The following is a 25,988-nucleotide window of genomic DNA, read 5'->3' as shown; positions in this document are numbered from 1 at the left end:
CGCGCTCGAATGAAATGCTCAGACTCTGCTGAGGGAAGCTGCGGCCCCGGAGGTTTCCGCTTCACCCTGCTGCAGCTGCCGAAGGGCTTCCCTGCGGCCCCAACCGCCAGGGAGCGCTGCTACGGAGAGCACCGAAATAAGCGAAGCCACAACCATGTAGATCACGATCGAGTTGCTGGTCCCGGTGGAAGCCAGCAGAGCAGTGGCAATCATGGGCGCGAAGGCAGCTCCGCAGATCTGAGAAATGGTGTATCCGACAGAGGACCCCGTATAGCGCACCTCCGGTGAGAAGACCATGGAAAACAACGCGCCGGTTGCTCCACCGGCGGGAGACATGGCAACACCAAAGACCAGTACCACCGCGAGCATGAAAAGCCACGGGTTTCCCGTATTGATGAGCGTGAATGCGGGCCAGATGCACAACCCCATGGCCAGGGCACCGATCAGGTAAACCGTTTTGCGGCCAATCGCGTCCGACAACGCGCCGAACAGCGGATAGAGGATGGATGCGACCACCGCTGCCACAAAAACACCGCCGAGCGCTTGCGTCCGAGTGATATCAGTAACCGTGGTGCCGTAGTTAACGAAATAGGACATGCAGATGTAGGCAAACACGCCCTGGCTCAGGTATGTGCCGGCAACCAGGAAAATCTCTTTTGAATGGCGCCGGAAGGCCTCCACAAAGGGCATCTTCACGAGTTCCTGCTCCTCGCGTGCAGCGGCAAAGGCAGGACTTTCGGAGATGCTAAGGCGAATAAAGAGGCCAACGATAACGAGGACGGCGCTGATCAGAAAGGGTATGCGCCAGCCCCAGGCAAGAAACTCGTCGTCGGGCAGTTGGGACACAATCAGGAACGCGACTGTCGCCAGCCCGACCCCAGCCGGCGCACCGGTCTGCGGGAAGGCACCATAGAAGCCCCTTTTACCCGGCGGTGCATGCTCAACGGCCATGAGCACCGCGCCGCCCCATTCGCCGCCAACCATGAAACCCTGAACCAACCGCAGCAAGGTAAGCAAAATCGGTGCTGCTATGCCGATCTGGGCGTATGTGGGCAGGACGCCCATTAGGCAGGTGGCTGCTCCCATTCCCACCAAGGAAATGACAAGCATTTTTTTGCGGCCCACCCGATCCCCGAAATGACCAAAAACAACACCGCCGAGCGGACGGGCAAGGAATCCCACGCCGAGGGTGGCGAAGGCCAACATCGTGGCCACGAGAGGACTGGACTCGGGAAAGAACAGCTTGGGAAATACGAGCGCGGCGGCCGTTCCATAGATAAAGAAGTCGTAGTACTCAACCGTGGTGCCGATCAGGCTGGCCGTTGCCACCTTTCTGGGGCTTGCGCCAAGGGCGGAAGCCGGCGTCGTCTTCGACATGATTCTCCTTCAGGTGCTGAGATGCGCTGAGATGTCAGCTTGGGCATAAGGGCTGGATACAAAGTGCCGCGCAAAGCACGTACCCATTCACTGGCATGCTAGCGTGCAGTGGCCCAGCATAGTGGCGCCGATCACATGATGCAAAACAGACATGGCGTGAGGCATGGATCACAAATCCGCCAACTAGCATGCTAGTATCTCAGGCTGTTGCTTGACCATTTGAGGAGAAATTGTGGCTCAGAACTTCACCGACATCTCCGGTGCCGCCGACCGCTTGGACCAGGCGACCGCGTCAGATGCTTACGACACGGACGTGTTCATTGTGGGCACCGGACCGACCGGAGCAACGGCAGCGTTGGCTCTGGCCACCTTGGGAGTGCGGACCATGATGATCTCCCAATGGTCATGGCTCGCCAACACACCGCGTGCCCACATCACCAACCAGCGCACCATGGAGGTCCTGCGGGACCTCGGGCTGGAGAATGAGGCAAAACAACACGCCGTACCTTGGGACCAGATGGGCGACACGCTTTTCACTACGTCGCTGGCCGGGCCCGAAATTGCCCGCCTTCGGACTTGGGGAACCGGCGACGAACGTTCCGGCGACTATCTGTTGTCGAGTCCATGCACAATGCTTGACATTCCCCAGACCCTTATGGAGCCTCTGCTGGTGCGAAATGCTGCCGAGCGGGGAGCGAAGGTGGCATTTTCCACTCGTTATTTGGGGCATGAACAAGATGACTCCGGCGTCACCGTCCAATTGCAGGACCGCACTACCGGGCACGAATACAGTCTGCGGGCACGATACTTGATCGGCGCCGACGGAGCCAAGAGCCAGATTGCCCAGGAGCTTGGGCTTGAGTTGGTGGGGCACACTGCACGCGCCGGCACCGCTTACGTCAGGTTCCGCGCCGATTTGTCTCAGTATGTGGCCCACCGGCCAAGCATTCTGCACTGGATCATGAACCCGGCGGCCAACTTCGGCGAAATCGGGATGGGATTGCTTCGCTGTGTTCGTCCCTGGAATGAGTGGATTGCTGGCTGGGGATTCGACAAGGACGCGGGCGAACCCGATCTGTCCCTGGATGCCGTCACGCAGCAAATCAGAACCCTGGTCGGTGACCCCGACCTGAAGGTCGAGGTAGACGGCGTTTCGACGTGGTACGTCAATCAACAGCACGCCCTAACCATGTCCTCGGGGCGAGTCTTCTGCGGCGGAGATGCTACACACCGGCACCCGCCGAGCAGCGGGCTCGGTTCCAACACGTGCATGCAGGACGCCTTCAACTTGGCGTGGAAACTGGCGTATGCCGTCAAGGGATACGCAGGGGAAGGACTGCTAGCGACGTATGACGAGGAGCGTGTCCCCGTGGGTGCTCAGATTGTCGCACGGGCCAACCAGTCACGGCTGGACTATGCGCCTCTGCGCGAGTGCTTCGACACGCTGGCGGAGGACGGCACGCACACTGTGGACGCCGGGCTCGAGCGTCTTCGCGCGGCATCACCCGAGGGCGCAGCTTTACGGGCAGAAGTAGGCAAGGCGTTGGAGCTGAAAAACTATGAATTCAATGCCCATGGTGTAGAACTCAATCAGCGTTATTCCAGTGCTGCCGTAATTCCGGAGCCGGAGGCGGGTGAAGAGGTTTTCCTCCGCGATCCCCAGCTGTATGTTCAGCCGACGACCCGGCCCGGTGCCAAACTCCCCCACACGTGGTTGGTAAACACCGGCGGACACCGAGTCTCGACACTGGACGTTTCGGGTAGGGGAAAGTTCACCCTCTTCACAGGGCTGTCAGGCCAGGCTTGGAAGACTGCCGCCGAAAGGCTTGACCTGCCATATCTGCGCACGGTGGTCATAGGGGAGCCGGGCTTTGAGGATCCCTACGCGAACTGGGGACGGGTTGCGGAAATCGAAGAGGCCGGGGCGCTTCTGGTCCGTCCCGACGGTTATGTGGCGTGGCGGCAAAAGTCTGCGGAATGGGAAACCGATACTGCACAAGAGCGGCTCCGTGCGGCATTGAAGACAGTGCTCGCCCTCCCCTAACCCCTCCCTACGCAGTCAGGAGGGCTCGGCAACCAAGGATGTGCCGCAGACCGGGATTACTTCGGGCCTGTGGCACATCCTTTCGCTTAACCCGCGAGCAGCAATCCTGCGGCGGACCGGGAACGACACTGCGAATCTCGTCCCCGCATGTCTTGGAACCTGCCCGAACGCTGGCTCACCATCGGTGCCCGCAGGTACCGTCGAAGGACGCTTCTTCCGGAGGGCTCCCATGGAATGGTTGGCATTTACCGCGCCCGTCCTCGGCCTCATCGTGGGAATCGGCGCCGGCTGGTGCACCCGTTCGGGCATCGACCGCCGCGACGAGTCGGTTGCTCTGAACGCGCTGATCATGGACCTGCATTTGAAGCGGTCCCTAGCCGCGATTCAACCGCAGACGGTCGAGGGGTCCGACGGCGAAGCCCGGCTGCGTCCCACGGTGCTGGACGCCCGCGACAGGATCCTGGAAACCCTCACCCACCTGCGCAGCGGCTCTGCCAACACCGGAGTGCTCATGCGCATGGCGGCAGCCTGCACTGTCTACCTCCGCTCAGCCAGCCGTGAGCCGGAGCGCTATCAGTTCGCACTCATGGAACTGCGCGAAACCCTGGACGACGGTGTGCGCCTGCTCAGCGACGGACGGCGCCGGGTGCGCGGCCTGCCGCCGGGTGAGCGTTCGACGGCGAAACCCGGCCAGCGCCCGTCGCGCCGTCCCGTTCGCCGCCGTTAGTGATCCCCGCTGGTGACGCCGGTGGAGGTTTAGTCAGTCAGCCGTAGGTTGTTTACTGGGTCTGCCAGCTGGCCTCCGACCCGTCAAAGCTGGTGTTGTCCTCCACGAATACCCGTTGTCCGGGAATAGCTGCCGCGGGAACATCCATGCAGACTTCGTACTGGCCTGAACCGCCGTTTTCCAGAGTTGGCACGTCCGTCGCCGGGAGGTCGAGTATGGCGAGGCAGGTCGATGGACTGTACTGGCGGCTGTCCGACCCAACAAACCTGGTGGCCAGATCGATCCAGGGGTCACCTTCCTCGGTGCCGTTGTAGACGACGTCGAGCGTGATGAGCACGTACTGGCCGTCGGGCGGGTCATTGAATTCGCTGACGCCGAGAATTGAGTCCGTCGCGTCGAGCTCTACATCTGAAACTGTCACGGTGTAATCTCCCACTTCGGCGGCTGTGCCCAGCGGAAGGATTTCCCTGTTGGGAACGGCCGTGGCGGCGCCGGGCGGATTTCCTGTCGTCGGAATGGTTGGATCAGCCGTGGCCGTTGGCGCGGCGGTTTGGGTGACCGTGGCGGTGGTTGTTGGCGTCACAGTGACCGGGGTCAATGGATTGTCGAGTTCTTCGTCGACCGAGTTGAACAAAGCGCTCCAGAAAACGGTGGCAAGGATGGCTGCCAACAAGGCCACCGAGGAGACAATCACAGCAGCAACGGACATGCCCTGCGGGGTTCCTCTCCGCCGGACAATCACCAGCGAAGCAATCGAGAGCCCCAGACCTACCAAAGCCAGGACCAGCGACACGTAGTTCAGCAGCGGAAGCCAGAACAGCACCAGTGCAATGACTCCAAGGATTAAGCCTGCCAGCCCGAGGCCCCTGCCATCATTGGCTGGCTCCGGCGGAGGCGGATATCCCTGGCCGTAGTCGGGCATCGGATCGTTCGGCTGTGTTCCCATAATCGCCTCGCACGGGTTCGGACGCTGCAGAAAGCGGGAACATCCATCGGTCCCTGCCGGGCTGCGGGGTCGGTTTGTCCAGGTGTTTCAACCGTAGGAGCGCCTGGGTGCGCGGGCAAGGCGTTCCCTCTGCCCACGCACCCGAACGAGCGCTTTACCGGTGACGGTAGTCTCCCGCGCGCAGGGAAGCCGGGCGGTGATCCCCCGCCCAACGACGGGAGGCCCGGTTCGAATGAACCGAGCCTCCCGCCCAGAGCGCGCCGAGGAGGAGGCGCGTGCAAGGGGCGGTCAGTCCGAATGCAACGTTCGCTGCCCGCCCCTCCACCGGAACTCCCTAGAGCTCGGTGCTGACCTTCCACGAGGAGTGGATGGCGCCGTGGATGTAATTGACTGCGCCGGCGTCGCCAACGACGTCGCAGCTGATGTCCGCCGCACGCAGCTCGTCCGCGAGCGGGGCCGCCGACGTCGTGCCGTCCGCGTAGACCACCATGGAGGCGGGTGCGCTGAAGCTCTGCTCCCCCTCGGTCCACTCCACGGTCTTCTCCGTGATGCGGGTGATCTTCACGTTGCGGTGGATCTTGACGCCGTGGTCCTTGGCATCCTTCACAGCGGTCCAGCGGCGCGGCATGGCCAGCGGCAGGCCAAGCTGCTGCGTTTCGTGCAGCAGCGTCACTCTGCGGCCCCGCTCGGCCAGGAATTCTGCCAGCTCCAGGCCCACCAGGGACCCGCCGATAACAACGACGTCCTTGCCCATGGGCAGCCAGAACTTGGTGAACTGGCGGACAAACTCGGGGCTCTTGGTCACGCCGGAAAGGCGGCCAAGCTTACCCAGGGTACTGAGCACCGCGCCGGCTTCCTCCGCCGTGGCTGTACCGAGCATCATGGCGCGCAGCGTGTCACCGGTCTGCACGTTCGGCAGGTCGCCGCCGGGGAAGTCAGGCTTGGGGCGGACGGCGCCGGTGGCCACAATGACGTGGTCCGGGTGCAGGGCGCGGATGGTGTCCACGGTGGCCGGAGTGTTCAGTTTGACCGCAATGTTCAGCCGCTTGATTTCGGACTTGAACCAGCGCAGCAGGCGTTCGTTATCCGGCGTGGTCATGGTGGAAAACCACATGGTGCCGCCCAGCCGGTCAGCCTTGTCAACGATGGTGACGCGGTGGCCGCGTTCGGTCAGGACCCGTGCGGTTTCCAGGCCCGCGGGCCCGGCGCCGACGACGACGACGTGCTTGGTCAGCGAAGCGGGCTTGAGCGGCAGCAGCGCCTCGTTGCCCAGGGCGGGATTGACCGCGCAGAAGGGAGTGTCGTCAAAGAAGTTCTCGGCGACGCAGAGGTAGCAGTTGATGCAGGGACGAACCTGATCGAACTTGCCGTCACGGATCTTGTTCGGCAGCTCGGGGTCGGCCAGCAGCTGGCGTCCCATGGCGGCGAAGTCGATCTGCCCGGCGGCCAGCGCCTTCTCGGCGACCTTCGGCAGCATCCGGCCGACGGCGATGACCGGCACCTTGACGTGCTTCTTGATCTCCGCGGCGTTCTCCAGATAGGCCCCCACCTTGTTGGGCAGCGGGCCGTCGGTGAAGTTGTCGAACGGGTTCCGTCCCCAGCCGGTGACGTGGATGGCATCCGCGCCAGCCTGCTCAAACAGCTTCGAGGCCTCAATGGCCTCGGGCAGGGTCAGGCCACCCTCCTGGCCGTATTCCTCGCCGGCAACGCGGACCAGGATGGCCAGCTTATTGCCGACGCGTTCCTTCACGGCGCTGATGACTTCGCATGCCAGACGGGCACGGTTGGCCAGCGATCCGCCGTATTCGTCCGTGCGCTTGTTGTCGCGCTGGTTCAGGAACACGCCGAGAATGTAGCCGTGGGCTGCGTGGATCTCGATGGCGTCGGCTCCGGCCTTGGCAATGCGCTCGGCGGCATCGACCCAGGTGGAGACCAGCCAGGAAATGTCCTCGGCGGTCATGTCACGGTAGATGATCTTCTTGCCGGCCGTGGCGGCACCCATCTTGCCGAGTTCCGTGGGGGTGCTGTCCGCCAGTGCGGACATGTCATAGCTGTAGCCCGGCTGGTTCGGGGCGAGCACCGGACGGTCATTGGCCACGTCCACGCGGGCTACCTTGCCGTGGTGGGTGGACTGGATGCACAGCTTGCTGCCCGCAGCGTGGACGGCGTCGGCCAGCGCTTTGAGCCCGGGAATGTACTTGTCATCCGACAGACCCGGTTCCTTCATGGAAGCCGCGCCATGGGGGAAGGCAATTGCACACGCGCCGGTGATGATCAGGCCGGCGCCACCGGCAGCCCGTGCCACATAGTGGTCAATCTCAGCCTGTTCAATCTCGCCGTGCTCGGAGACGTTCATATCCATTGCGGGCAGAACGATGCGGTTGTGGGCTTCCATCGGACCGATGGTGCCCGGTGCCATCAGATGGGAAAAGGAATTGAGTTTCACTTTATGAATTCTACTACCCCATCACCGAACGACGACGACGGGCGGCGGCGCGCCGCGGGCGAGGTCAGGCGTGAATTAGGCCCAGAACGCAGCGAAGCCAGCGGATGAAATCCGCTGGCTTCGCATGCAACATCACACTGACCCCCCACAGGCAGCAGATGTTCCACTATTAGTGGTCCACCAAGCCTTTAGCTCGGATGCCGCCATAAGCCCAGGCGTGGACGAAGGTGACCCCCCAGTCGACCGCCGTCCCCGCCTGCAGCTATATGGTTCAAACAAGTCTCACACATGTGTGAAACATGATTGAACGATAACAGTGGACCCCCGTGCGGTCAAAGTTTTTTTGGGGAAATTTTGCGGACTACTCGTCCTCGTCCAGGATTTTGGCGATGGCCCTCAGCGCCTCCGGGTCAACGGGGCCCAGGGCGCGGGCGGCGAAGTTGCGGACCTCGGCGCGGCGCATACTGCGGAGCAATTCCAGCTCGGCCTCCACCCTCTCGGGCAGCTTTCCGCCTTCCTGCAGCAGGTATTCGGGGTCCACGTCAAAGACCGCGGCAATGGCGCGCAGCGCCTCGTCCGGGACAACCTGCTCCTTTCCGGACTTCAGCAGGGACCACCGGGTACGGGAAAGGTAGTAGCCCTCTTTCTGGGCGCCGTCCCTGATGGCCGGGTAGTCATACGGCTTTCCCGAGTCGGACATGATGACGTCCAAGAGGAGGTTGATCTTTCTGGCGAGCGTCTCGGCTCGTCGGATGCCGGCGGCTCGTTCCGGGGAAAGACCAAAATCGTCCACTTAGTTCAGCTCCAAGTCATTGCTACGAGAAAACAGCAGAAAGTTGCCACTCCCAGTGCTGCGCCTGACAACGCCTCACTCCGGGTGTGTTCGCGCAGTACAACCCGGCTAAACATCATCAACGGCGATAGTATCAACAGCCATGCCCAGGCTCCCCCGAACAATGTCGGAATCCACAGAACGGCGAAGGTCATGACCGACACATGGGCTGACACGTCAAGCCAGCGGCGGAAGAACACCAGTCCTACATTGCCGAGAAGCAAGGCCCCCACGGTCAGCGGAATCGGCGCCTTCAGAGGGATAGCCCAGCAGATAACGGTGCCGAGAAGCATCAGGACCGCCACGATGTTGGTCCGCCAGCTGTCCGGCAGGCCGCGGCGCCGGAACACGGGCTTGGTGCCTTTGTAAATTGCACCGGGAATGCCGACGATGCCGGCCACCAGCAGGAACACCCCGCCTGCCCCCAGCCCTGCCTTGATCCCTGCCAGGAGCACCAGAATGGTCAGCACCAGAGCCGGCGGCAGTATTTTGGAGCAGCTAGCGGCGAGGGACAGCCGGACGCTGCGCCGATGGACTGTTGTGCTCAATTCTTCTGCCTATCTCATCAATGACTCGGATTTCCTGCGGCGACAGCAGCCCGGGATCCAAGACCCGGATATCGCCTATGAAAATGAACCAGCGGTACAGCTGGGCCTTGGACGCGCGGGCGTCGAGGACAATGTTGGCGGCTCCCATGGACCGGCGGCCTTCAGGTGTCTGCACCAGACGACCCATAATGGGCCGCAGCGCGGCAAGGTCCCTTTCGCAGTCGGTCCGTGCCCGGAAGGTTTGCCGAATGCGTTCGTAGGACGGAAGGATGAAGCCCACCGCAAATCCCACGGTCATGAGAGCGAGCAGAACGTGGTATCCGGTGATCAGTCCATTGTTGTATCTGTCGCCGCCGCCGATCTCCAGGCCGATCTGGATCATTTTGGTGCCGGCCGCCAGGACGCCGGCCATGCACCCGGCACAGAGAATGTCGAAACCGATCCGGAAGGGCCGTGACTCTCCCCGCCGGTTGCGGCGCAGGGTTTCCACGCCTGTGTACCCGGTGATGATGCCAAACCAGGCAAAGAAGCTGGCCTGGTATAAAGCCACGGTCGGGATGTCACCGAAGGTGTCCGTGAAACTGGCCGCAGATCCTTCGGTATCCGAGACAACCAGGAGCACGATCTGCGCCAAGGCAAGGACAATCCCCACGCTGATGAGCACTTTCACGTGGTTCGAACGGCCGGTAACCCGCAGCAGCAGCCGGCTCAGCTCCGTCATGCCCAGTCCCATGAGCAGGTGGACCATGAGGTTGAGCAGGTTCCAGCCGCCCAGGAGCCGGTCCACCGCCAGGTACACCGGGTCGATGTTCAGGGTTGCGCCCAGTGCCACCAGGAAAACCGCTGGCAGGATGCCCGGGCGCCAGCCGAAACACAGGCCCAGCAGCCGGATTGCGACCATCACCCAGAGAACGATGATCGGAAGGATTTGCAGGAGCGTCACATGAACGTCCGCTCAAAGTCGCTGGGGCTTTCGCTTCCGTTGGGCAGCAGCGCCAGCGACAGAAGGTAGGCAACGTGCTCGGCGGCCCGCTCGGTCTCGTTCCAGTCCAGGGACCGGGCCAGCATCCGCTTGATGCCCTTGCGGCTGCCAACGTGCTGGAAGACGGACGGCATGGCCGTCTCCACCCCGCCGCACCCCTGGTGGCGCAGGAGAATGTGCCCAAACTCGTGGCACGCGGCGTGGGTGCGGTGCAGCCGGTTGTCGCCGGCGGGCAGCAGGATGATGGACTTTTTGTCCTTTTCAATCCAGAGCCCCGTGACGGCGGGAATGATTGAATGGTCAATGTCGCGCAGTTCAATCGGCTTTCCGTGGGCTTCCGTGACCACTTCCAGCAATTCATCGAACGTTACGTGTCCGCCCAGGTTCAGGGCCGCGACCGCTGCTTTCGAGGCCGTCCGTTCCCCGCCGTCGGACTTCCTAAAACGCACTGCCATTAATTCCCCATCGTTGTTTCACACGGTGATGCGCGCCTGTGAAGAGACTGGATGTTAGGACTTTATCCCAAAACCGATGTTCCACAACCGGAAAAGTTACTGTCAGGGCAGCAGAAGCGCGGCGGCGAAGGCCACGCAGCCGGCCAGATGCCCCGCGAGCACCTGCGTGGGCGTGTGGTCCCCGAGCTTCACCCGGGACCACCCCGTTGCCGATGCCAGCATCAGGGCCAGCGCGGGTCCGAAGACCGGGATGGGCGCCAACAGCGTTAGGCCAACATAGGCGGCCACAGCGGAGTGGACGGACAGCTTCCACACCAGATTTGCCGCCATGCACAGCATCAGCCCGATAAACACTCCGCCGATTTCGCCGAAGAGCACTGCCGGGGCGTTTAGCAGAACCAGGACCAGCGCACCGATGCCGATGGACACCGCGGACGCGGCCAGGATCGGTGCCCGCTGGGAACGCACTCCCACATGATGGTCGGTCACGGCACCGCGCCGCTTCAGCCAGAGAATCCCGAGAAAGGGCAGGCCAACGGTGAATCCCGCGGCCACGATGCCCTGCAGCCAGGTGACGCCGGGGCTGAGCAGGGGCTGCAGAAGCAGAAGAATCCCCACCAGTACGGCAGGTGCCGTGGTTTCGGTGACGATGCGGGCCACGGTGGACACGCCGGTGGCAGGGATCTGCTGGGTTTGAGACATCACTCGATTCTAGGCCAGAGGCCACCGCCTGCGTTGCGCCACCTCAGTCAAACGCTGCAGCCACCCCCGGTATGGCCTGCCGGTACGTGTCCAGCAGTTTGCGGGCCACGGTGACCGAATCCACCAGCGGGTGTGCGGCGAGCGCCCGCCAGGCGAGCACGGGATCGCGGTGCAGTGAGGCGGAAAGGGTCAGCTGTTCCGCGGCCTTGACCTGCTGAAGCAGTCCGAGCATGTCTCCCCGGACCGGCGCCACTTTGCGTGCCGCAACCCCTGCCGCGTCCACGTCGCACACCACCTCGATCACGGCGTCGTCCGGCAGTTCCGCCACGGTGCCCCGGTTGGCGACGTTCAGGATCATGGTTGCCGCCCGGCCGTTGGTCAGTCCGCCCATGAGGTCCAGGGCCACGCCCTGGTATCCGCCGCCGTCGACGTCGCTCTCCTGCCGGCCGTTGCGCTCCTCCTCCGGGCGGCTTTCGGCCATGTAGCTGGCCTCCCGTTCATGCTTGGTGCGCTCCCACAGTTCCAGGGCACTGTCAGGGTGCAGATGTGCCTGCCGGTAAAAACCTGCCTGCTGCCGTTCCAGGAACTCGCCGCGGGTTTCGGCGGAGGTGCGGATGCGCTCGGTGGCTTCACGCTGGAAGTAGTAGTAATAGAGGTACTCGTTGGGCACCGCGCCCAGGGCGCGCACCCAGTCCAAGCCCATCAGCCGGGCCTCTTCCATCTGTCCCAGCGCCGCGTCATTAGCCAGCAGGGCCGGGAGCAGGTCCTCGCCCGCCACCGAGATCCGGCGCAGCCAGCCAAGATGGTTCAGGCCCACGTAGTCAAAGTCCACCGCATCGGGGGTGGACCCCACGGCGTGCACGGCGCGGCGCATCAGCCCGATCGGAGTATCGCAGATGCCGATCACCCGGTCCCCCAGGGATGCCCGCATGGCCTCGGTGACCATGCCCGCGGGATTGGTGAAGTTGATGACCCAGGCGTCCGGGGCCAGCACCGCGGCGCGTTCGGCCAGCCTCCGGGCGGCGGGCAGGGTGCGCAGGGCATACGCCAGCCCGCCGGGGCCCACCGTTTCCTGGCCCAGAACGCCCAGGTCCAGGGCCACCCGCTCGTCCGTAATGCGACCGGCAGCGCCGCCCACCCGCATCGCAGAAAAGATGAAGGCCGCTCCGCGCAGTGCGGCATCCAGGTCGGTTTCCACAGTGATCCGGGGCGGACGAGGGGTGTTTCCGGCCAGCTGCGCCAGGACTGCACGCATGACCTCCAGCCGATCAGGCGCCGTGTCATAAAGGCACAGCTCGCTGACGCGGGCCGCGGCATCCTCGGCAGCGAGGGCTTCGAAAATCTGCGGCACGCGGAAGCCTCCGCCGCCAATCAGGGTCAGTTTCATACGGTGATGACGTCACTTCCTGCCCGCCGGAACACGTCCAGGGTGGGCTGGTGGGAGGAAGCCGCAGTGACCACCGTGGAGACGGCTGCCGCGGCACAGACCGGCAGGACGCCGGTCCCGGGGAATTTGGTTTCATCAGCCACCAGCACAACATGCGGAGCCGTACCGAGAATGGCCCGTTTGACCGGCACCTCCGTGCCGGTGGTGTCCATGACGGTGCCGTCCGGCTGCACTCCGGACGTGCCCAGGAAGCAGATGGTGGCGCGCAGCCGGTGCAGCGCTTCCTCGGTCAGTGTTCCCACCAGCGAATGGTAGGAACGGCGCAGCACTCCGCCGAGCAGGATCAGTTCGGTGGCCGGATCGCCGCGCAGTTCATCCAGAACGGCAACGCTGGCGGTGATCACGGTGACCGGGCGGCCGCGGAGTTCGCGGGCGATCAGGGCGGTGGTGGTTCCAATGTCCAGGACGACGACGTCGCCGTCGCCCACCAGCTGCGCGGCGCGGACGGCGATCCGCTGTTTGGTGGAGGACGAATGCGCAGCCACCTCAGCGAAGGGCACCGCGTCGGGTTCCGGGATGGCTTCTGCGCCGGGGTGCTCGACGCCGGTGCCTCCGCCGCGGACCCGGCGCAGCAGGCCCTGCCCGTGAAGAGTGTTCAGGTCCCGCCGGATGGTGGATTCACTGGCGTCCACCAGCCGGGCAAGGTCCGCCACCGAAGCGCTTCCGGCCTCCCGCACCCGGTGCAGAATGGCGGACCGCCTGCTGTCAGTGAGCATGCAAGTGACCCTAACAGTCAAAATCAGCCAGCTTCAAGCACTTTATTCGTGCTTGTTCTGCACAATTGTGCGTGTTAGCGTCCCAAGGGCAATGCAACATCAGTCACAGCATCCTCCTGCAGCCCAGCCGCCACAGATGCCGGCGCAGGACTGCGGACAAGGACAAGGAAGAGGAACCGGGTGACAACTGCCGGCAGCTCCGAAGCGCAACTGGACCTGTTCCTCACCGGGTCCTTGTTCTTCGACATCGTCTTTACCGGACTCCCCGCCGCCCCCAGGCCCGGAACCGAGGTGTGGGCAGACGGCATGGGCTCGCTCCCCGGCGGCATTGCCAACCTTGCCGTGGCCGCCTCCCGGCTGGGACTGGACACCGGTTTGGCTGCAGGATTCGGTGACGACGCCTACGGTGCGTGGGCCTGGACACTGCTTGCCGAGCAGGAAAAGATCAACCTCGGCCGTTCCCGCACGTTCCGCGGCTGGCACTCCGCCGTCACTGTGTCACTCTCCTGGCAGGGCGACCGGAGCATGGTGACCCACGGCCATCCCATCCCCGTGACGCAGCGGGAGCTGATCGGTGTTCCCCCGCCCGCCCGCGCCGTCTTTGGCGAACTGGTCCGGCCGGACGGGCAGGAGCCCTGGTGGAAGGACTACGGCACGGGCGAAACCCTGGTCTTCGCGGACGTGGGCTGGGATCCCTCGGGGGCGTGGGACCCGGCCGTGCTCGCGGATCTGCACCTGTGCCATGCCTTCCTGCCCAATGACATTGAGGCCATGGCGTACACCCGCACGGACTCCGCAGAGGATGCCCTGGGGAAGCTCTCCGACCAGGTTCCGCTCGCCGTCGTCACCAAGGGCGCCGCCGGGGCCATTGCCTCCGATGCCTCCACCGGTGAAACCGCCTCCGTGCCGGGCCTGCGCGTCAACGCCCTGGATCCCACCGGTGCCGGTGACGTGTTCGCTGCCGCCATGGTGGTGGGCACCCTGGACCAGTGGCCGCTGCGCCAGCGGCTGCTCTTCGCTTCGCTGTGTTCGGCCCTGGCCGTGCAGCACTTCGGCGGTTCCCTTGCCGCGCCCGGCTGGGGCGACATCGTGGACTGGTGGAAAGCCGCCAAAGCCAGCGCTTCCCGCGGCGAGGAGGCCGCCGACGTCGTCCGCCGTTACGGCTTCCTCGATGAGGTCCTGACCGACAAAGCCCAAAACGCCGTCCGCCGCGCGGAGGCAACCTTTGGCCTGCTCACCGAGGTGGAGGCCTTTTCATGAACACCGCATCCCGGCTCATCTTTAGCCGCCTGTCCAGTAAGGAAGATTCCATGACTACTTCCCGCCGTCGCCGACTGGGCATGGGGCTTACTGCCGCCCTGTCCGCCGCCGCCCTGTCCCTCACCGCCTGCACTCCCAGATCGGGCAGTGACGCCCCCGAGGAACGCGACCCCAGCGCCACCATCCAGACCGATGTCTCGGCCATGGGCGAGCAGACCCTCACGGTCTGGGACCAGGAGGTGCGCGGCGGCCAGAACGAGCAGATGACCCAGCTCAACGAGGCGTTCATGGCCAAGTACCCCAACATCACCATTGAACGGAATTCGCAGTCCTTCGACGATCTGGCCACCACGCTGCGGCTGGCGCTCAGCGGTGACGACGCCCCGGACGTGGTCGAGGCCAACAACGGCCGCAACGCCATGGGTGCCTTTGTGGCCGCCGGGCAGCTGCTGCCGCTTGATCCCTGGGCCGGGTTATACGGCTGGGAGGACCGCTACCCGGCGAGCGTGCTGCAGTATTCGAAGTACAGCGAGGACGGCAAGACCTTCGGCAGCGGCAGCCTGTACGGGCTGCCGCAGGTGGGCGAAGTGGTGGGCGTTTTCTACAGCAAGTCCAAACTGGCCGAGCTGGGCCTGGACGTGCCCGAGGACTGGGCGGGTTTTGAAGCGGCGATGGAAACCGCCAAGGACGCCGGCGAGACGCCGATGCTGCTGGGCAACATTGAGAAGTGGCCGGCGCTGCACGTGTTCGGACCGGTGCAGGGATCCATGGTGTCCACGGAGGACGTGCAGAAGCTGGGCTTCGGCAACGCAGGCGCGTCCTGGACCACGCCGGAAAACGAGGCCGCGGCGCAGAAACTGGCCGACTGGCAGTCCAAGGGATATTTCAACGACGGCGTGAACGGCACCGACTACGACGCCGCGTGGCAGTCACTCGCCGCCGGTGACGGCGTGTTCCTCATGGGAGGTTCGTGGCTGGCCGCGGACCTGCAGGACGCCATGGGCGATGACGTCGGATTCTTTGTCCCCGCCGATGCCGCCGGTGAAGCGCCCAAGACCACCGGCGGCACCGGGCTGCCGTTCACGGTCACCAGCGAATCCGAAAACCCGGACCTTGCCGCGGCATACATCAACTTCATCACCAGCGACGAGGCCATGGCCATCCTGGCCGAAACGGGCAACCTGCCCGTCGTTGACACGCAGAAGTACGCCCCGGAGTCGGGCGTGCTGCAGGACGTTTACTCCGAGTTCGGGTCCGTCAGCGCCGACGGCGCGCTGCTCCCCTATCTGGACTACGCCACCCCCACCATGGCGGACACCATGGGTGAGGCGCTTCAGGGCGTGCTGGACGGCAGGGTTTCCCCGCAGGAATTCACCCAGGCCCTGGAAACGGATTATGCCGACTTCACTAACGCGGGCTGAGAGTACGACGGCGGCGGCCGGCCGGGGCGGCAAGTCCCGCACCGGCCGCGGCGGGCGCTGGTACGTGCCGTACCTGTTTATCCTGCCCGCGTTCCTCGTCTACGCGGCGTTCATGCTCTATCCGCTGGGCCGGGCGGCGCATCTGTCCCTGTTCGACTGGGACGGACTGACGCTGGCCACCTTTGTGGGCCTGGAGAATTACACGGACATTTTCTCCGACGACCGGCTGCGCTCCGCCTTTGGCCACGCACTGGTGTTCATCTTCTTCTACGCCGTTCTGCCCGTCTGCCTGGGCCTGGTGCTCGCGGCGGTCCTGACCCGGGCAAAGGTGCACGGTTTGTCCGTGTTCCGCACCATCGTGTTCCTGCCCCAGGTCATTGCCATGGTGGTGGTGGCCGTGGCGTGGCGGCAGATTTACGCTCCCGACGGCACCCTGAACACCTTTCTGCGGTTTGTGGGGCTGGAGGCCCTGACCCGCCCCTGGCTGGGCGACTACACCTTCTCGCTTCCCGCCGTCGGGCTCATTGGGACCTGGGTGTCCACCGGTTTGGTGACGGTGCTGCTGCTGGCGGGAATGGCGCGCATTCCGGTGGAGCAGTTTGAGTCCGCCCGGCTGGACGGCGCCGGAGCGATGCGGGAGTTTTTCGCCATCATCGTGCCGTCGGTGCGGGCCGAGATCACCGTGGCCCTGACCCTGACCATTGTGGCCTCGCTCAAGACCTTTGACCTGATTTACGTGACCACCAGCGGCGGACCGGGCAGTTCCACCACGGTGCCCAGCTATGAGGTGTACCGGCGGGCCTTTGAGCTGGGCGAGGTGGGATCCGCAGCCGCCGTGGGCGTCACCCTGACCGTCCTGATTTTTGCCATTACCGCGGTTGTGAACCGGATCGGAGAGCGGAACCCGTGAAGGTCAGCAGCACTGAACGCTTCCTCAACTATGCCGTTTTGATTGTCTTTTCCCTGCTGGTCCTGGCGCCCATGCTGACCATCCTGGCGGAGGCCTTCGGCCCCCGGGATGCCGCGGCGGGCCGGGACGGAGCCTTTCATCCCGGCAACTTCCTGGCGGCCTGGGAAGAGGGCCGCTTCGGGCAGTACATGGGGACCTCGGTCCTGGTGGCTGTGATTGTGGTGTCCCTGACCGTGGTGCTCTCGGTGCTGGCCGGTTACGCCTTCGGCACCATGACGTTCCGCGGCAGCCAGGCCCTGTTCTACCTGTTCCTGCTGGGCATCATGGTGCCGGCCGAAGCCATAGTGGTTCCACTCTTCTTCGACCTGCGGGCCCTGGGCCTGACGGATACGGTGTGGGCGGTGGCCATGCCGCAGGTGGCGCAGTCGGTGGCCTTCGGGACGTACTGGATGCGCACCTATTTCCGCGGCGTCAGCCCGGCGATCGTGGACGCGGCGCGGATGGACGGCGCCTCCCCGGGACGCATTTTGTGGTCCATCCTGATGCCCATGGGCCGCCCGGCAATCACCACCATGGTGGTGCTGGTGTTCATGTGGACCTGGAACGAATTCCTGATTCCCCTGGTCATGTCCCCCACCGGCGCGTTCCGCACGGCTCCGCTGGGCCTGGCGTTTTTCCAGGGCCAGTACACGCAGGGCACCGCCCTGCTGGCAGCCGGTGCCGTGCTGGTGGCGCTGCCCGTGGTGGTGCTCTACTTCATCCTGCAGCGGCACTTCATCAAGGGCATGCTCGAAGGGGCGGTCAAGGAATAAGGCGCCTAGACCCGGCGCACATGCTCCGGCGTCAGCTCGGCCAAACTGGTGACCCCGAGCAGCTGCATCACCACTGTCATTTCGGTGCGCAGCAGCTCCAGCGTCCGTTCGGCGCCCTGCCGGCCGCCGGCCATCAGCCCGTAGAGATAGGCCCGGCCGATCAGCGTGAAGTCAGCCCCGGCGGCGATCGCGGCCACGATGTCGCCGCCGGACATGATGCCCGAGTCCAGAATGATTTCGGCGTCGGGCCCGACGGCGGAGCGGATCTCGGGCAGGATCCGCAGCGGCACCGGGGCCCGGTCCAACTGCCGGCCGCCGTGGTTGGACACCACAATGGCGTCGGCGCCGCGGGCGAAGGATTCCACCGCGTCCTGTGGTGACTGGATGCCCTTGACGATCAGTTTTCCGGGCCAGGTCTCGCGCAGCCATCCCAGATCTTCGAAGTTCAGGGAGGGCTCAAACATGGTGTTGACGGTCTCTGCCAGGGAGACCCGCTCGCCCTCGAAGTTCGCGAAACCCAGCGGTTTGGTGGTGAGGAAGTTGAACCACCACTCGGGCCGGTAGGACGCGTCCAGGACGGTCTTGGGCGTGAGGGTGGGCGGCATGGTCATGCCGTTGCGGGTGTCCCGCAGCCGGGCGCCAGCCACGGGGGTGTCCACCGTGACGATCAGCGCGCCGTAGCCTGCGGCGGCGGCACGGTTCACCAGTTCCCGGGACCGGCCGCGGTCCTTCCAGAGGTAGAGCTGGAACCATTTGGCGGCGTCGGGCACTTCAGCGGCGAGCTCCTCGATCGAGGCCGTGCCCATGGTGGACAGTGAAAACGGAATGCCGAACGCGGCCGCGGCCTGGGCTCCTCCGATCTCGCCTTCAGTGTGCATGAGCCGGGTCAGGCCGGTGGGCCCGATGCCCACGGGCAGCGCCGACTCCGTGCCGGCGATCTTGGTGCGCAGGTCCACGCCGGTGACGTCGCGCAGCACGTGCGGAACAAATTCGACGTCATCGAACGCGGCGCGGTTGCGGTTCAGGGCGTGCTCGCCGAACGAGCCGCCGTCCACGTAGTCGAAGGCTGCCGCGGGAATCCGCCGCTTCGCGATGTCGCGCAGTTCCCAGACATTGGTGGCTTTCGCCAGCCGTGCCCGCCGCCGGTCCAGATCAAAGGGTTTGAACTGGACCAGGTCTCGGAGTTCTTTGTACTGGGGAATTCTGCGTTTCATGGCTGGTGCTCCTCACGTCCGGAAAGGCCAGCGTAAGCATGACGGGCGTGCAGCACCTTATTCATTTCGCCTGTGTTGCGGCGTCCTCAAGCGGGTGCGGCAGCGGGTCCAAGCCGGGAGTGGCACCACGCACCAAAGCGGCCGTTGGCTACGCAGATCCTGTTCGGATTCCGCATAGCCAACGGCCGCTTATTGCTGATATTTCTTCTGCCTGTCTTTATGGAGCGCAGTACTGCCTTGTTTACACGTCCTTCTCTTTGTCGGCAGCATCCTTGGCGGCAGCTTTGGCGGCATCGGCACGTGCTTTCTCGGCTGCCTTTTCTTCCTCAAGCCATTTGTCGCGTTTGGCCCCGGGAACCCAGCCCGCATCCACGACCTTGCGTTGGTAGATGCTCGCAGCGACCACGAGCACCAACGCGATCAGGACGGTGAGAACAATTCCGCCTGCAGTCCCGGTCCGGAGGCTGAGCCCAATGATGGTTCCGAACCAGCCGAAGTCCGCATCGCCGAAGGTGCTGTTCGCGAAACCGAATTCGCCGAGCACCTGGAGCAGGATTGCGGGCAGGATCGTGATGATGACCCCGTTGATGAAGCCGCCGGCCATCGCACCTCGGCGTCCGCCGGTGGCGTTGCCGTAAACGCCGGCGCCGCCTCCGGTGAAGAAGTGGGGCACCATGCCGGGAAGAATCAGGGCGAGCCCAAAGACCGGGTTGAGCCAAACAGCCAGGAGCCCGAGGGCAACCAGACCGCCCGCGAATGAACTGAGGAACCCGATCAGTACAGCGTTCTGACCGAAGGGAAAAACGATGGGGATGTCCAGGGCCGCCTTGGCACCGGGAACAACTTTATTGGCGATTCCCTGGAACGCTGGAACCAGCTCCCCCAAAACGGTGCGCACACCGTAAAGAATGATGGCCACGCCCACGCCGAACTGAAGTGCCAAACCAAAACCGGCCATGATGAACGCCCCGGCATCGGCAACGTCAAAGATGGCCAGTGCCTCGTCACGGGGAAGAGCTATCAAACCCCAAATGGAAAAGACGAGGTAGATCAGGACCATGGACAGAGCGGTTGCCACCATGGAATCCCGGAGGAAACGTAGGCCCTGCGGGAATTTGATGTCCTCGGTCGATTTGCTGCGGCGGCCCACCGCCTGGCCTGCGGCACCGGCCGCAATGTATCCGAGAGTTCCGAAGTGTCCGATGGCGATGGTGTCATTACCGGTAACTTTTTTGGTCCAGGGATGGACAAAGGCCGGCATCACCACCATGACAACGCCCAGGAGAACCGCTCCGATGATCACCACCAGCCAGCTCAGGTCTTCGCCCAGACCGACCGACAGCACCACGGTGAGCATGGTGGCCATAAAAACCATGTGGTGTCCCGTGAGGAAGACGTACTTCAGCGGCGTGAACCGGGCAAGCAACAGCATCACCAAAAAACCAAGCGTCAGGACATAGGCGCTCTGGGCACCGAAGTCCTCCTGGGCAATAGCCGTGATGACCTCGTTGGTGGGAATCACACCCTGCGCACCGGTTACCGCGAGGATGAGCGTTCCGAGGGGATCCAGGGAGTTCGTCACCACCGTTGCTCCCGCACCGAGGATCAGGAAGCCCAGGGCGGCCTTCAGCGCCCCACCCACCACCTGGCCGGAGTTGCGGCGCAGTGCGATCAGGCCGATAGCGGTGATGATGCCAATGAGGTAGGCCGGTACGTTGAGAATTTGTTGCCCGATGAAATTCAAAATGACGACAAGCCAGTCCATCGTAGGCACTCCTTTTTTTGGGGTGGCAGCAAACGCCTTTTAGGTGGCAGGGAACGCGGCTATTCGATGGCTGCTGAGAGTTTCTCTTTGATTTCGTCCATGTCGACGAAGTTGTCGATAATGATCACTTTGGCCGGGACCTCGCCGATCTCCCCTGCGAGCTCATCACTCGTCAGGACGATGTCCGCGGACTGGGCTGCGCCCCTGGCAACACCGATGTCGGCTGCTTCGACGTCGCCTTCCACGCCGAGGTCCCTCAGGACCTGTTCCGCGTTCATCTTCAACAGCACCGAGGTTCCAATGCCCATGCCGCAAACGGCAACTATTTTCATGGGGTGCCTTTCCATCGAGAGCGATTAGTTGGTGTCCAAACTTTTCAGCAGGTCCCGCACTTCCGTTTCCGTGGTCGCCGCTTCCAGCCTGCCGCGGAGTTCCTTGTTGGCAAGGACCCCGGCGAGCGCCTTGAGAACTTCAATGTGTGCGGTGTGGTCCGTGGCGGCCAGGCCAATCACCAGGGTCACCGGGTCATTCTTCGCGTGGCCGAAGTTGACCGGATCCTTGAGACTTACCCAGCTCAGCCCGCCCTTCAGGACAGCTTCGGAGGGCCGCGCGTGGGCAAGGGCTATACCGGGAGCAATGACGATGTACGGACCGTGTTCTTCAACTGCTGCGATCATCTGGTCGGTGTAGTCCCCGGTGGTGACTCCGGCCGCAACAAGTCCATCGCCCGCCAGGCGAATCGCGTCCCGCCAGTCGGCTGCGGGCGCCTTGAGGTTGATGGAAAACAGTGAATTTTCGAGGTTCATGGCCACGGTGAATCCTTAGGAAACTGGGAGGTCCTGATCCATGCATCGTTCTTCACCGTGCCATCGTGACGAAGCGTTGTCCATGGAACTCAGGACAAGTGGGCCTTCGCCCCCAAAAAACCCGGGGGATCCGCGCCCCGTTGACTTATGTCCGGCTGCGGCGCCACAGTGACGGTGTGACTGAGAACCGCTTGCCTGAACAGTCCGGGTCCGATTTTTCCCTGGATCAGAGGGCGGTCGCAGCTGCCCGGGCCATTCCCGCTCACTTGGTGCAGGAAAAGGGGCACGGGCACGCCGGAACCGCCATGGCGATGGCGCCGTTGTCCTATGTCTTGTTCTCCAGGGTCCTGCGCCACTGTCCCGCACACCCGGACTGGCCTGCCAGGGACCGCTTTGTCCTGTCCGCAGGACATGCGAGCCTCCTGCTGTACATCCAGCTTTTCTTTACGGGCTACGGGCTGACGCTGGCCGATCTGGCCGCCGGTCGTTCCCTGGGATCGAAGACTCCGGGGCACCCGGAGGTTCACCACACTCCCGGCGTCGAAATGAGCACCGGGCCGCTGGGGCAGGGTGTGGCCTCCGCCGTCGGCATGGCAGCGGCCGCACGCCATGAACAGGCGGTCTTCACTCCCGGTTCCGACCTTCTGGACCACACCGTTTGGACGCTTGCCGGTGACGGCTGCCTGCAGGAGGGCATATCGGCCGAAGCCTCGAGCCTCGCCGGCACCCTGGGCCTGGACAACCTGGTGATGATCTGGGATGACAACGGCGTGACCATCGACTCCCCCACGAGCGAAACGTTCTCCGAAGATGTCCGCGCCCGCTACGCGTCGTACAACTGGCGGGTTCTCGAAATTGACGACATCACCGATCTCGACACCGTTGAAGCCGTGCTTCGACAGGCCGCCGAGAGGACCGGCCGGCCCACCTTTGTTGCCGTGAAGACGGTTATCGGTGCTCCCTCCCGCAAGTTTGGCGGCACGCCTGCCGCCCACTCCGGCGGGTTCGGAGCCGAGGAAGTGGCGGAGGTGAAGAAAGCACTGGGGTATGCCCCCGACGCCGGACTCAAGGACCTGGTCGACGACGAGTTACTGCGGCACACCCGCAAGGCCACCCACCGCGGAGCCCACCAGTATTCCGAGTGGGAACGCGCCTACGGTCAGTGGGCGGCGGAGCACCCGGGTGACGCCGAGCGGTGGACCAGGTTCCGCGCCGGTGAAGTCGATGCATCGGCGCTGTCAGGAGTTTCAGCGGGGAATCAAGGCGACCTCATCGCCACCCGCACCACCAACGGTGAGGTTCTCCAGGCTCTGCGGTCCACTGCAGCTCTCTGGGGCGGTTCGGCGGATCTGAGCGGTTCCACCAGCGTGGCCGTTCCCGGCGAACCGTTCTCCGCGCAGAACCCGTCCGGTGAGTTCATCCGCTTCGGTGTTCGGGAACATGCCATGGCGGCGGCTCTGAGCGGCATTGCCCTGCACGGACCGTGGCGGCCCTTTGGCTCCACCTACCTCGTGTTCAGCGACTACATGCGTCCCAGCATTCGCCTCGCGGCGCTGATGGGGCTGGGGGTGATTTACGTTTTCTCCCATGACTCCGTGGCGGTGGGCGAAGACGGGCCGACGCACCAGCCCGTGGAACAGCTCGCCTCGCTGCGGGCCGTCCCCGGGCTGGATGTGGTCCGGCCCGCAGACTCCGTGGAAGTGCTCGCCGTGTGGAGACGCATGCTCGCGTCTGCGGACCGGCCGGTGGCACTTGCCCTGAGCCGGCAGAAGCTTCCCGTTCTGCCGTTCGCGCTGGCGGCCGACGACGGCGCCGGCCGGGGCGGATATGTTCGCTGGCAGAACGGCGGCGGGGAGGATCTGGCGTTCATCGCCACGGGCAGCGAAGTCTCCCTCGCCGTCGAGGCCGCGCAGGTCCTCGAAGGCGAAGGCATTTCTTCGCGCGTTGTGTCCATGCCCTGCGTTGAATGGTTCAGCGAGCAGGACCCGGACTACCGCGAACATGTCCTCCCGGCCCGGCTGACAGCCCGGGTGACGGTCGAAGCCGGACGCGGAGACGCCTGGTACCGGTGGGCCGGCAGCGGCGGCCGGGTGGTTTCCATCGACCGGTTCGGGGAGTCCGGCTCGGGCAGCGAAATTCTGCATCTTCGCGGCATCCATCTGGACAACGTCCTTGCTGCGGCCCGGGAAACCCTGCGGGGATAACCTCCGTCCGGGGAGCAACACGGCGATACGGTCAAATCTACGACTTGACCTTCAAGCCCCCGAAGGTTTAACTTAGATCTTGCAACAACGTTCACTGAAACAAAGGAAATTCATTGCCCGCAGAACGCAAGCTCCCCGACAGCACCACCCTTCGCCAGCTCCGCAAACAGGGCCTGCGCCTGATCGATATCGCCGAACAGTACGGAGTCACTGAGGCTGCAGTCTGGAGGGCCCTGGACCGCGCCGGCTTCACCAAGGAACGGGCAACGTACAAGGATGTCCTGCCCTGGGAGATCGCGGACGAGCACAAGACCACCGCCGTCATGGACCGCTTCCGCGCCATCGCCAAGCAGAAGAGCGGCGGAAAACTGAGTCCGGAAGAAGATCGGCTGCTCGCTGATTGGCTTCGCGAGCTCGCCGACAACGACGTCGTGGTGAACTATCACAAGGACGCACCGCCCAACGCAGCCAGCAGGAAGGGCGGCTTCTATTACGTCCCCCGCACCGACGCGGATCAGTGGCTGATTAGGGAACCCGGCACAGCCGCCGGCTAAGCGCCGTACGGCCGGGACGCAGCAGCGTCCCGGCAGACGGTTTCAACTGCCGGCCGGCGGGGCCCAGTCCAGGGGTTCAAAGGACGCGCGCCGGGCCACCCGCCGCGGCAGCTCCGGCGCCTTCTGCCCGGATGCTTCTTCGCTCCGCGGCTTTGCTGCCGCTGCGGCCAAGGCGTCCGTGAGTGGCTTGCTGTGCACAACACACAAATCGACGACGCCGGCACCGGCCGCGCCGTCGATCGTCCAGGTGAGTACCCCGGGACGCCCACAGATGACGCATGCGACTTCCTCTGAGCTCATGCGTCAATCCTATCCGTGGCCTCGGAGCCAGCTCAGGCCTGCAGCGTCACCGGACGGTGGCCGCGGCCGCCCGGTACCGCTGCAGGATCTCAGGCGCCGGAGCGGCTTCCACAGTGCTGGTGCCGGACTGTGCCCACTGCGGCCAGCTGCCCGCCAGCACTCCGGCGGCCTGCTTGGCGGCGCCGTTGGCCACATATTCGTCGGGTTCGGGAACCGTCACGGGCAGCCCGAAGACCGCCGATACTGCGTGCTGCAGCGCGGCTGACCGGGCGGCACCGCCCACGAGGATGACCCGGCGGACGTCGGTCCCGACGGCGGTCAGGGCGGCCAGACCGTCAGCCAGCGAGCAGGCGATGGCTTCCACGGCCGCGCGGGCCAGGTTTTCCGGGGTGAAGTTCTGCAGCGTCATGCCGTGCAGGGATCCGGTGGCGTCGGGCAGATTGGGTGTGCGTTCACCCTCGAAGTAGGGCACCATGGTCAGGCCGCCGGCTCCGTCGCCGGCGGCCTGCGCCAGTTCAGTCAGCGCAGGCAGGTCCACGTTCAGCAGGGCCGCAGTGGCGTCCAGCACCCGGGATCCGTTCAGGGTGCACACCAGCGGCAGGTAGTGGCCGGTGGCGTCGGCGAAGCCCGCAACCAGGCCGGTGGGATCCGACGTCGGTGCGGCTGATACCGCAAAAACCGTTCCGGAGGTGCCTACGGAGACGACGACGTCGCCCACTTCCGCGCCCACGCCCAGCGCAGCACCGGCGTTGTCCCCGCTGCCGGCACCGATCAGCTGCCCGGCCGGCGTGCGCAGTTCCGCTTCCAGCGGTCCCAGCACCCGGGGCAGCACCGGAACGTGGCCGAGGGTTTGCTCCAGCACTTCCGGCAGGTACTTCCCGGTGGCCGGAGACCAGTAACCGGTGCCGGATGCATCGGAGCGGTCGGTGCACAAAGCGGCAAGACCGGCGGCGCCGGAGCCCGGGCCGTAGCCGGCCAGCCGCCAGCTCAACCAGTCATGGGGCAGGCAGACGGCGGCGGTGCGGGCCGCATTTTCGGGCTCGTTCTCCGCCAGCCAGCGCAGCTTGGCGGCAGTAATGGACGCCACCGGCACGGTCCCGGTGGCCCGGGCCCAGTACTCCGCGCCGTCCAGCCCACCGGAGGCTGCGGCGTCGTCGATCATGGCCCGGGCCGCGGCGGCGGAGCGGACGTCATTCCAGAGCAGGGCCGGGCGGACCACGGCGCCGTCCGCATCCAGGCACACCATGCCGTGCTGCTGGCCGGATACGGCAATGGCGGCCACGTCCTCGATGCCGCCGGCCGCAGTGACGACTGCCTGCAGCGCGGTCCACCAGGACTCCGGATCCACTTCGGTGCCGGGGGCATGCCGGGCGGTGCCTCGGCGCAGCACGGCTCCGCTTTCGGCGTCACGGATGACAATTTTGCAGGACTGCGTGGAGCTGTCCACTCCGGCGACCAGGGGCATGGCTTGGACCTTTCAGGGAAAGCGGAAGGATGACGGCGAAAAGCGGGCAGGTGCA

The 25,988-nt window shown here is 64.6% G+C and carries 24 protein-coding genes; 8 read left to right on the top strand and 16 right to left on the bottom strand.

What is annotated here, in order from left to right; all coding sequences use genetic code 11:
• Positions 1-18: 18 nt before the first annotated feature.
• Positions 19-1,377: an MFS transporter gene (locus KG104_RS03760; protein ID WP_207347322.1), complete on the bottom strand. Its 1,359-nt coding sequence runs from the start codon at positions 1,375-1,377 to the stop codon at positions 19-21.
• Positions 1,378-1,609: 232 nt separating this feature from the next.
• Here KG104_RS03760 and KG104_RS03755 point away from each other — a divergent pair, with 232 nt between their 5' ends.
• Both KG104_RS03755 and KG104_RS03750 read left to right on the top strand, forming a co-directional pair.
• Positions 1,610-3,421, top strand: coding sequence for an FAD-dependent monooxygenase (locus tag KG104_RS03755; RefSeq protein ID WP_216202348.1), 1,812 nt, complete (start codon positions 1,610-1,612; stop codon positions 3,419-3,421).
• Positions 3,422-3,650: 229 nt separating this feature from the next.
• Positions 3,651-4,148, top strand: a complete 498-nt coding sequence (locus KG104_RS03750) for a hypothetical protein (RefSeq protein WP_104055013.1) — start codon at positions 3,651-3,653, stop codon at positions 4,146-4,148.
• Between the two features lie 52 nt (positions 4,149-4,200).
• On the opposite strand, the gene KG104_RS03745 is transcribed toward KG104_RS03750, so the two are convergent.
• From KG104_RS03745 to KG104_RS03705, 9 genes are all read right to left on the bottom strand, one after another.
• Positions 4,201-5,094, bottom strand: a complete 894-nt coding sequence (locus tag KG104_RS03745; RefSeq protein WP_207347321.1) for a DUF4352 domain-containing protein — start codon at positions 5,092-5,094, stop codon at positions 4,201-4,203.
• 334 nt (positions 5,095-5,428) lie between these two features.
• Positions 5,429-7,540, bottom strand: a complete 2,112-nt coding sequence (locus KG104_RS03740) for an FAD-dependent oxidoreductase (RefSeq protein WP_207347320.1) — start codon at positions 7,538-7,540, stop codon at positions 5,429-5,431.
• Between the two features lie 361 nt (positions 7,541-7,901).
• Positions 7,902-8,333 (bottom strand): hypothetical protein, encoded by a 432-nt coding sequence (locus KG104_RS17965; RefSeq protein WP_237686975.1) that lies wholly within the window; start codon positions 8,331-8,333, stop codon positions 7,902-7,904.
• Between the two features lie 5 nt (positions 8,334-8,338).
• Positions 8,339-8,920 carry a hypothetical protein gene (locus KG104_RS03730; protein WP_207347319.1) on the bottom strand — a complete coding sequence of 194 codons (582 nt, stop codon included), beginning with the start codon at positions 8,918-8,920 and terminating at the stop codon, positions 8,339-8,341.
• The gene (locus KG104_RS03725; RefSeq protein WP_207347318.1) at positions 8,871-9,863 is read right to left on the bottom strand and encodes a hypothetical protein; all 993 of its coding nucleotides are present in this window, start codon (positions 9,861-9,863) and stop codon (positions 8,871-8,873) included. The genes KG104_RS03730 and KG104_RS03725 overlap by 50 nt, the downstream gene beginning before the upstream one ends.
• Complete coding sequence (locus tag KG104_RS03720) at positions 9,860-10,357, bottom strand: hypothetical protein (protein WP_104055003.1); 498 nt, start codon at positions 10,355-10,357, stop codon at positions 9,860-9,862. The genes KG104_RS03725 and KG104_RS03720 overlap by 4 nt, the downstream gene beginning before the upstream one ends.
• A 102-nt stretch (positions 10,358-10,459) precedes the next feature.
• A complete protein-coding gene (locus tag KG104_RS03715) occupies positions 10,460-11,059 on the bottom strand; it encodes a phosphatase PAP2 family protein (RefSeq protein WP_207347317.1) in 600 nt (199 codons plus the stop codon).
• A 43-nt stretch (positions 11,060-11,102) separates the two neighbouring features.
• Complete coding sequence (locus tag KG104_RS03710) at positions 11,103-12,446, bottom strand: family 4 glycosyl hydrolase (RefSeq protein ID WP_207347316.1); 1,344 nt, start codon at positions 12,444-12,446, stop codon at positions 11,103-11,105.
• Complete coding sequence (locus KG104_RS03705) at positions 12,443-13,222, bottom strand: DeoR/GlpR family DNA-binding transcription regulator (RefSeq protein ID WP_207347315.1); 780 nt, start codon at positions 13,220-13,222, stop codon at positions 12,443-12,445. The genes KG104_RS03710 and KG104_RS03705 overlap by 4 nt, the downstream gene beginning before the upstream one ends.
• A gap of 180 nt (positions 13,223-13,402) precedes the next feature.
• Here KG104_RS03705 and KG104_RS03700 point away from each other — a divergent pair, with 180 nt between their 5' ends.
• From KG104_RS03700 to KG104_RS03685, 4 genes are read left to right on the top strand one after another with little or no spacing between them, the layout of a single operon-like run.
• On the top strand, positions 13,403-14,482 hold the full coding sequence (locus KG104_RS03700) for a PfkB family carbohydrate kinase (protein WP_104054999.1): 1,080 nt from the start codon (positions 13,403-13,405) through the stop codon (positions 14,480-14,482).
• Positions 14,483-14,532: 50 nt separating this feature from the next.
• Positions 14,533-15,903 (top strand): ABC transporter substrate-binding protein, encoded by a 1,371-nt coding sequence (locus tag KG104_RS03695; RefSeq protein WP_207347314.1) that lies wholly within the window; start codon positions 14,533-14,535, stop codon positions 15,901-15,903.
• The gene (locus KG104_RS03690; RefSeq protein WP_207347313.1) at positions 15,878-16,813 is read left to right on the top strand and encodes a carbohydrate ABC transporter permease; all 936 of its coding nucleotides are present in this window, start codon (positions 15,878-15,880) and stop codon (positions 16,811-16,813) included. The genes KG104_RS03695 and KG104_RS03690 overlap by 26 nt, the downstream gene beginning before the upstream one ends.
• A complete protein-coding gene (locus KG104_RS03685) occupies positions 16,810-17,625 on the top strand; it encodes a carbohydrate ABC transporter permease (RefSeq protein WP_207347312.1) in 816 nt (271 codons plus the stop codon). Before KG104_RS03690 ends, KG104_RS03685 begins: the two co-directional genes overlap by 4 nt.
• A 5-nt stretch (positions 17,626-17,630) precedes the next feature.
• Here KG104_RS03685 and KG104_RS03680 read toward each other — a convergent pair whose 3' ends face one another.
• The 4 genes from KG104_RS03680 to KG104_RS03665 form a co-directional block, all read right to left on the bottom strand.
• A complete protein-coding gene (locus tag KG104_RS03680; protein WP_207347311.1) occupies positions 17,631-18,839 on the bottom strand; it encodes an alpha-hydroxy acid oxidase in 1,209 nt (402 codons plus the stop codon).
• A gap of 241 nt (positions 18,840-19,080) precedes the next feature.
• The gene (locus KG104_RS03675) at positions 19,081-20,604 is read right to left on the bottom strand and encodes a PTS ascorbate transporter subunit IIC (protein WP_104054994.1); all 1,524 of its coding nucleotides are present in this window, start codon (positions 20,602-20,604) and stop codon (positions 19,081-19,083) included.
• Positions 20,605-20,663: 59 nt separating this feature from the next.
• Entirely contained in the window at positions 20,664-20,936 is a 273-nt protein-coding gene (locus KG104_RS03670) for a PTS sugar transporter subunit IIB (protein WP_104054993.1), read from the bottom strand.
• A 24-nt stretch (positions 20,937-20,960) separates the two neighbouring features.
• Positions 20,961-21,410, bottom strand: coding sequence for a PTS sugar transporter subunit IIA (locus tag KG104_RS03665; protein WP_207347310.1), 450 nt, complete (start codon positions 21,408-21,410; stop codon positions 20,961-20,963).
• Between the two features lie 176 nt (positions 21,411-21,586).
• Here KG104_RS03665 and KG104_RS03660 point away from each other — a divergent pair, with 176 nt between their 5' ends.
• A complete protein-coding gene (locus KG104_RS03660) occupies positions 21,587-23,614 on the top strand; it encodes a transketolase family protein (RefSeq protein ID WP_237688658.1) in 2,028 nt (675 codons plus the stop codon).
• 113 nt (positions 23,615-23,727) lie between these two features.
• Positions 23,728-24,168: an aldo-keto reductase family protein gene (locus KG104_RS03655; protein ID WP_104054991.1), complete on the top strand. Its 441-nt coding sequence runs from the start codon at positions 23,728-23,730 to the stop codon at positions 24,166-24,168.
• A 42-nt stretch (positions 24,169-24,210) separates the two neighbouring features.
• Here KG104_RS03655 and KG104_RS03650 read toward each other — a convergent pair whose 3' ends face one another.
• Both KG104_RS03650 and KG104_RS03645 read right to left on the bottom strand, forming a co-directional pair.
• A complete protein-coding gene (locus KG104_RS03650) occupies positions 24,211-24,468 on the bottom strand; it encodes a hypothetical protein (RefSeq protein ID WP_104054990.1) in 258 nt (85 codons plus the stop codon).
• Positions 24,469-24,514: 46 nt separating this feature from the next.
• Positions 24,515-25,933 carry a xylulokinase gene (locus tag KG104_RS03645; RefSeq protein ID WP_207347309.1) on the bottom strand — a complete coding sequence of 473 codons (1,419 nt, stop codon included), beginning with the start codon at positions 25,931-25,933 and terminating at the stop codon, positions 24,515-24,517.
• Positions 25,934-25,988: the final 55 nt, after the last annotated feature.

The organism is Arthrobacter sunyaminii (assembly GCF_018866305.1).
In the GTDB taxonomy this organism is placed as follows: domain Bacteria; phylum Actinomycetota; class Actinomycetes; order Actinomycetales; family Micrococcaceae; genus Arthrobacter_B; species Arthrobacter_B sunyaminii.
The sequence above is the reverse complement of the archived record's forward strand: the minus strand, read 5'-3'. Positions and strand labels throughout refer to the sequence as shown.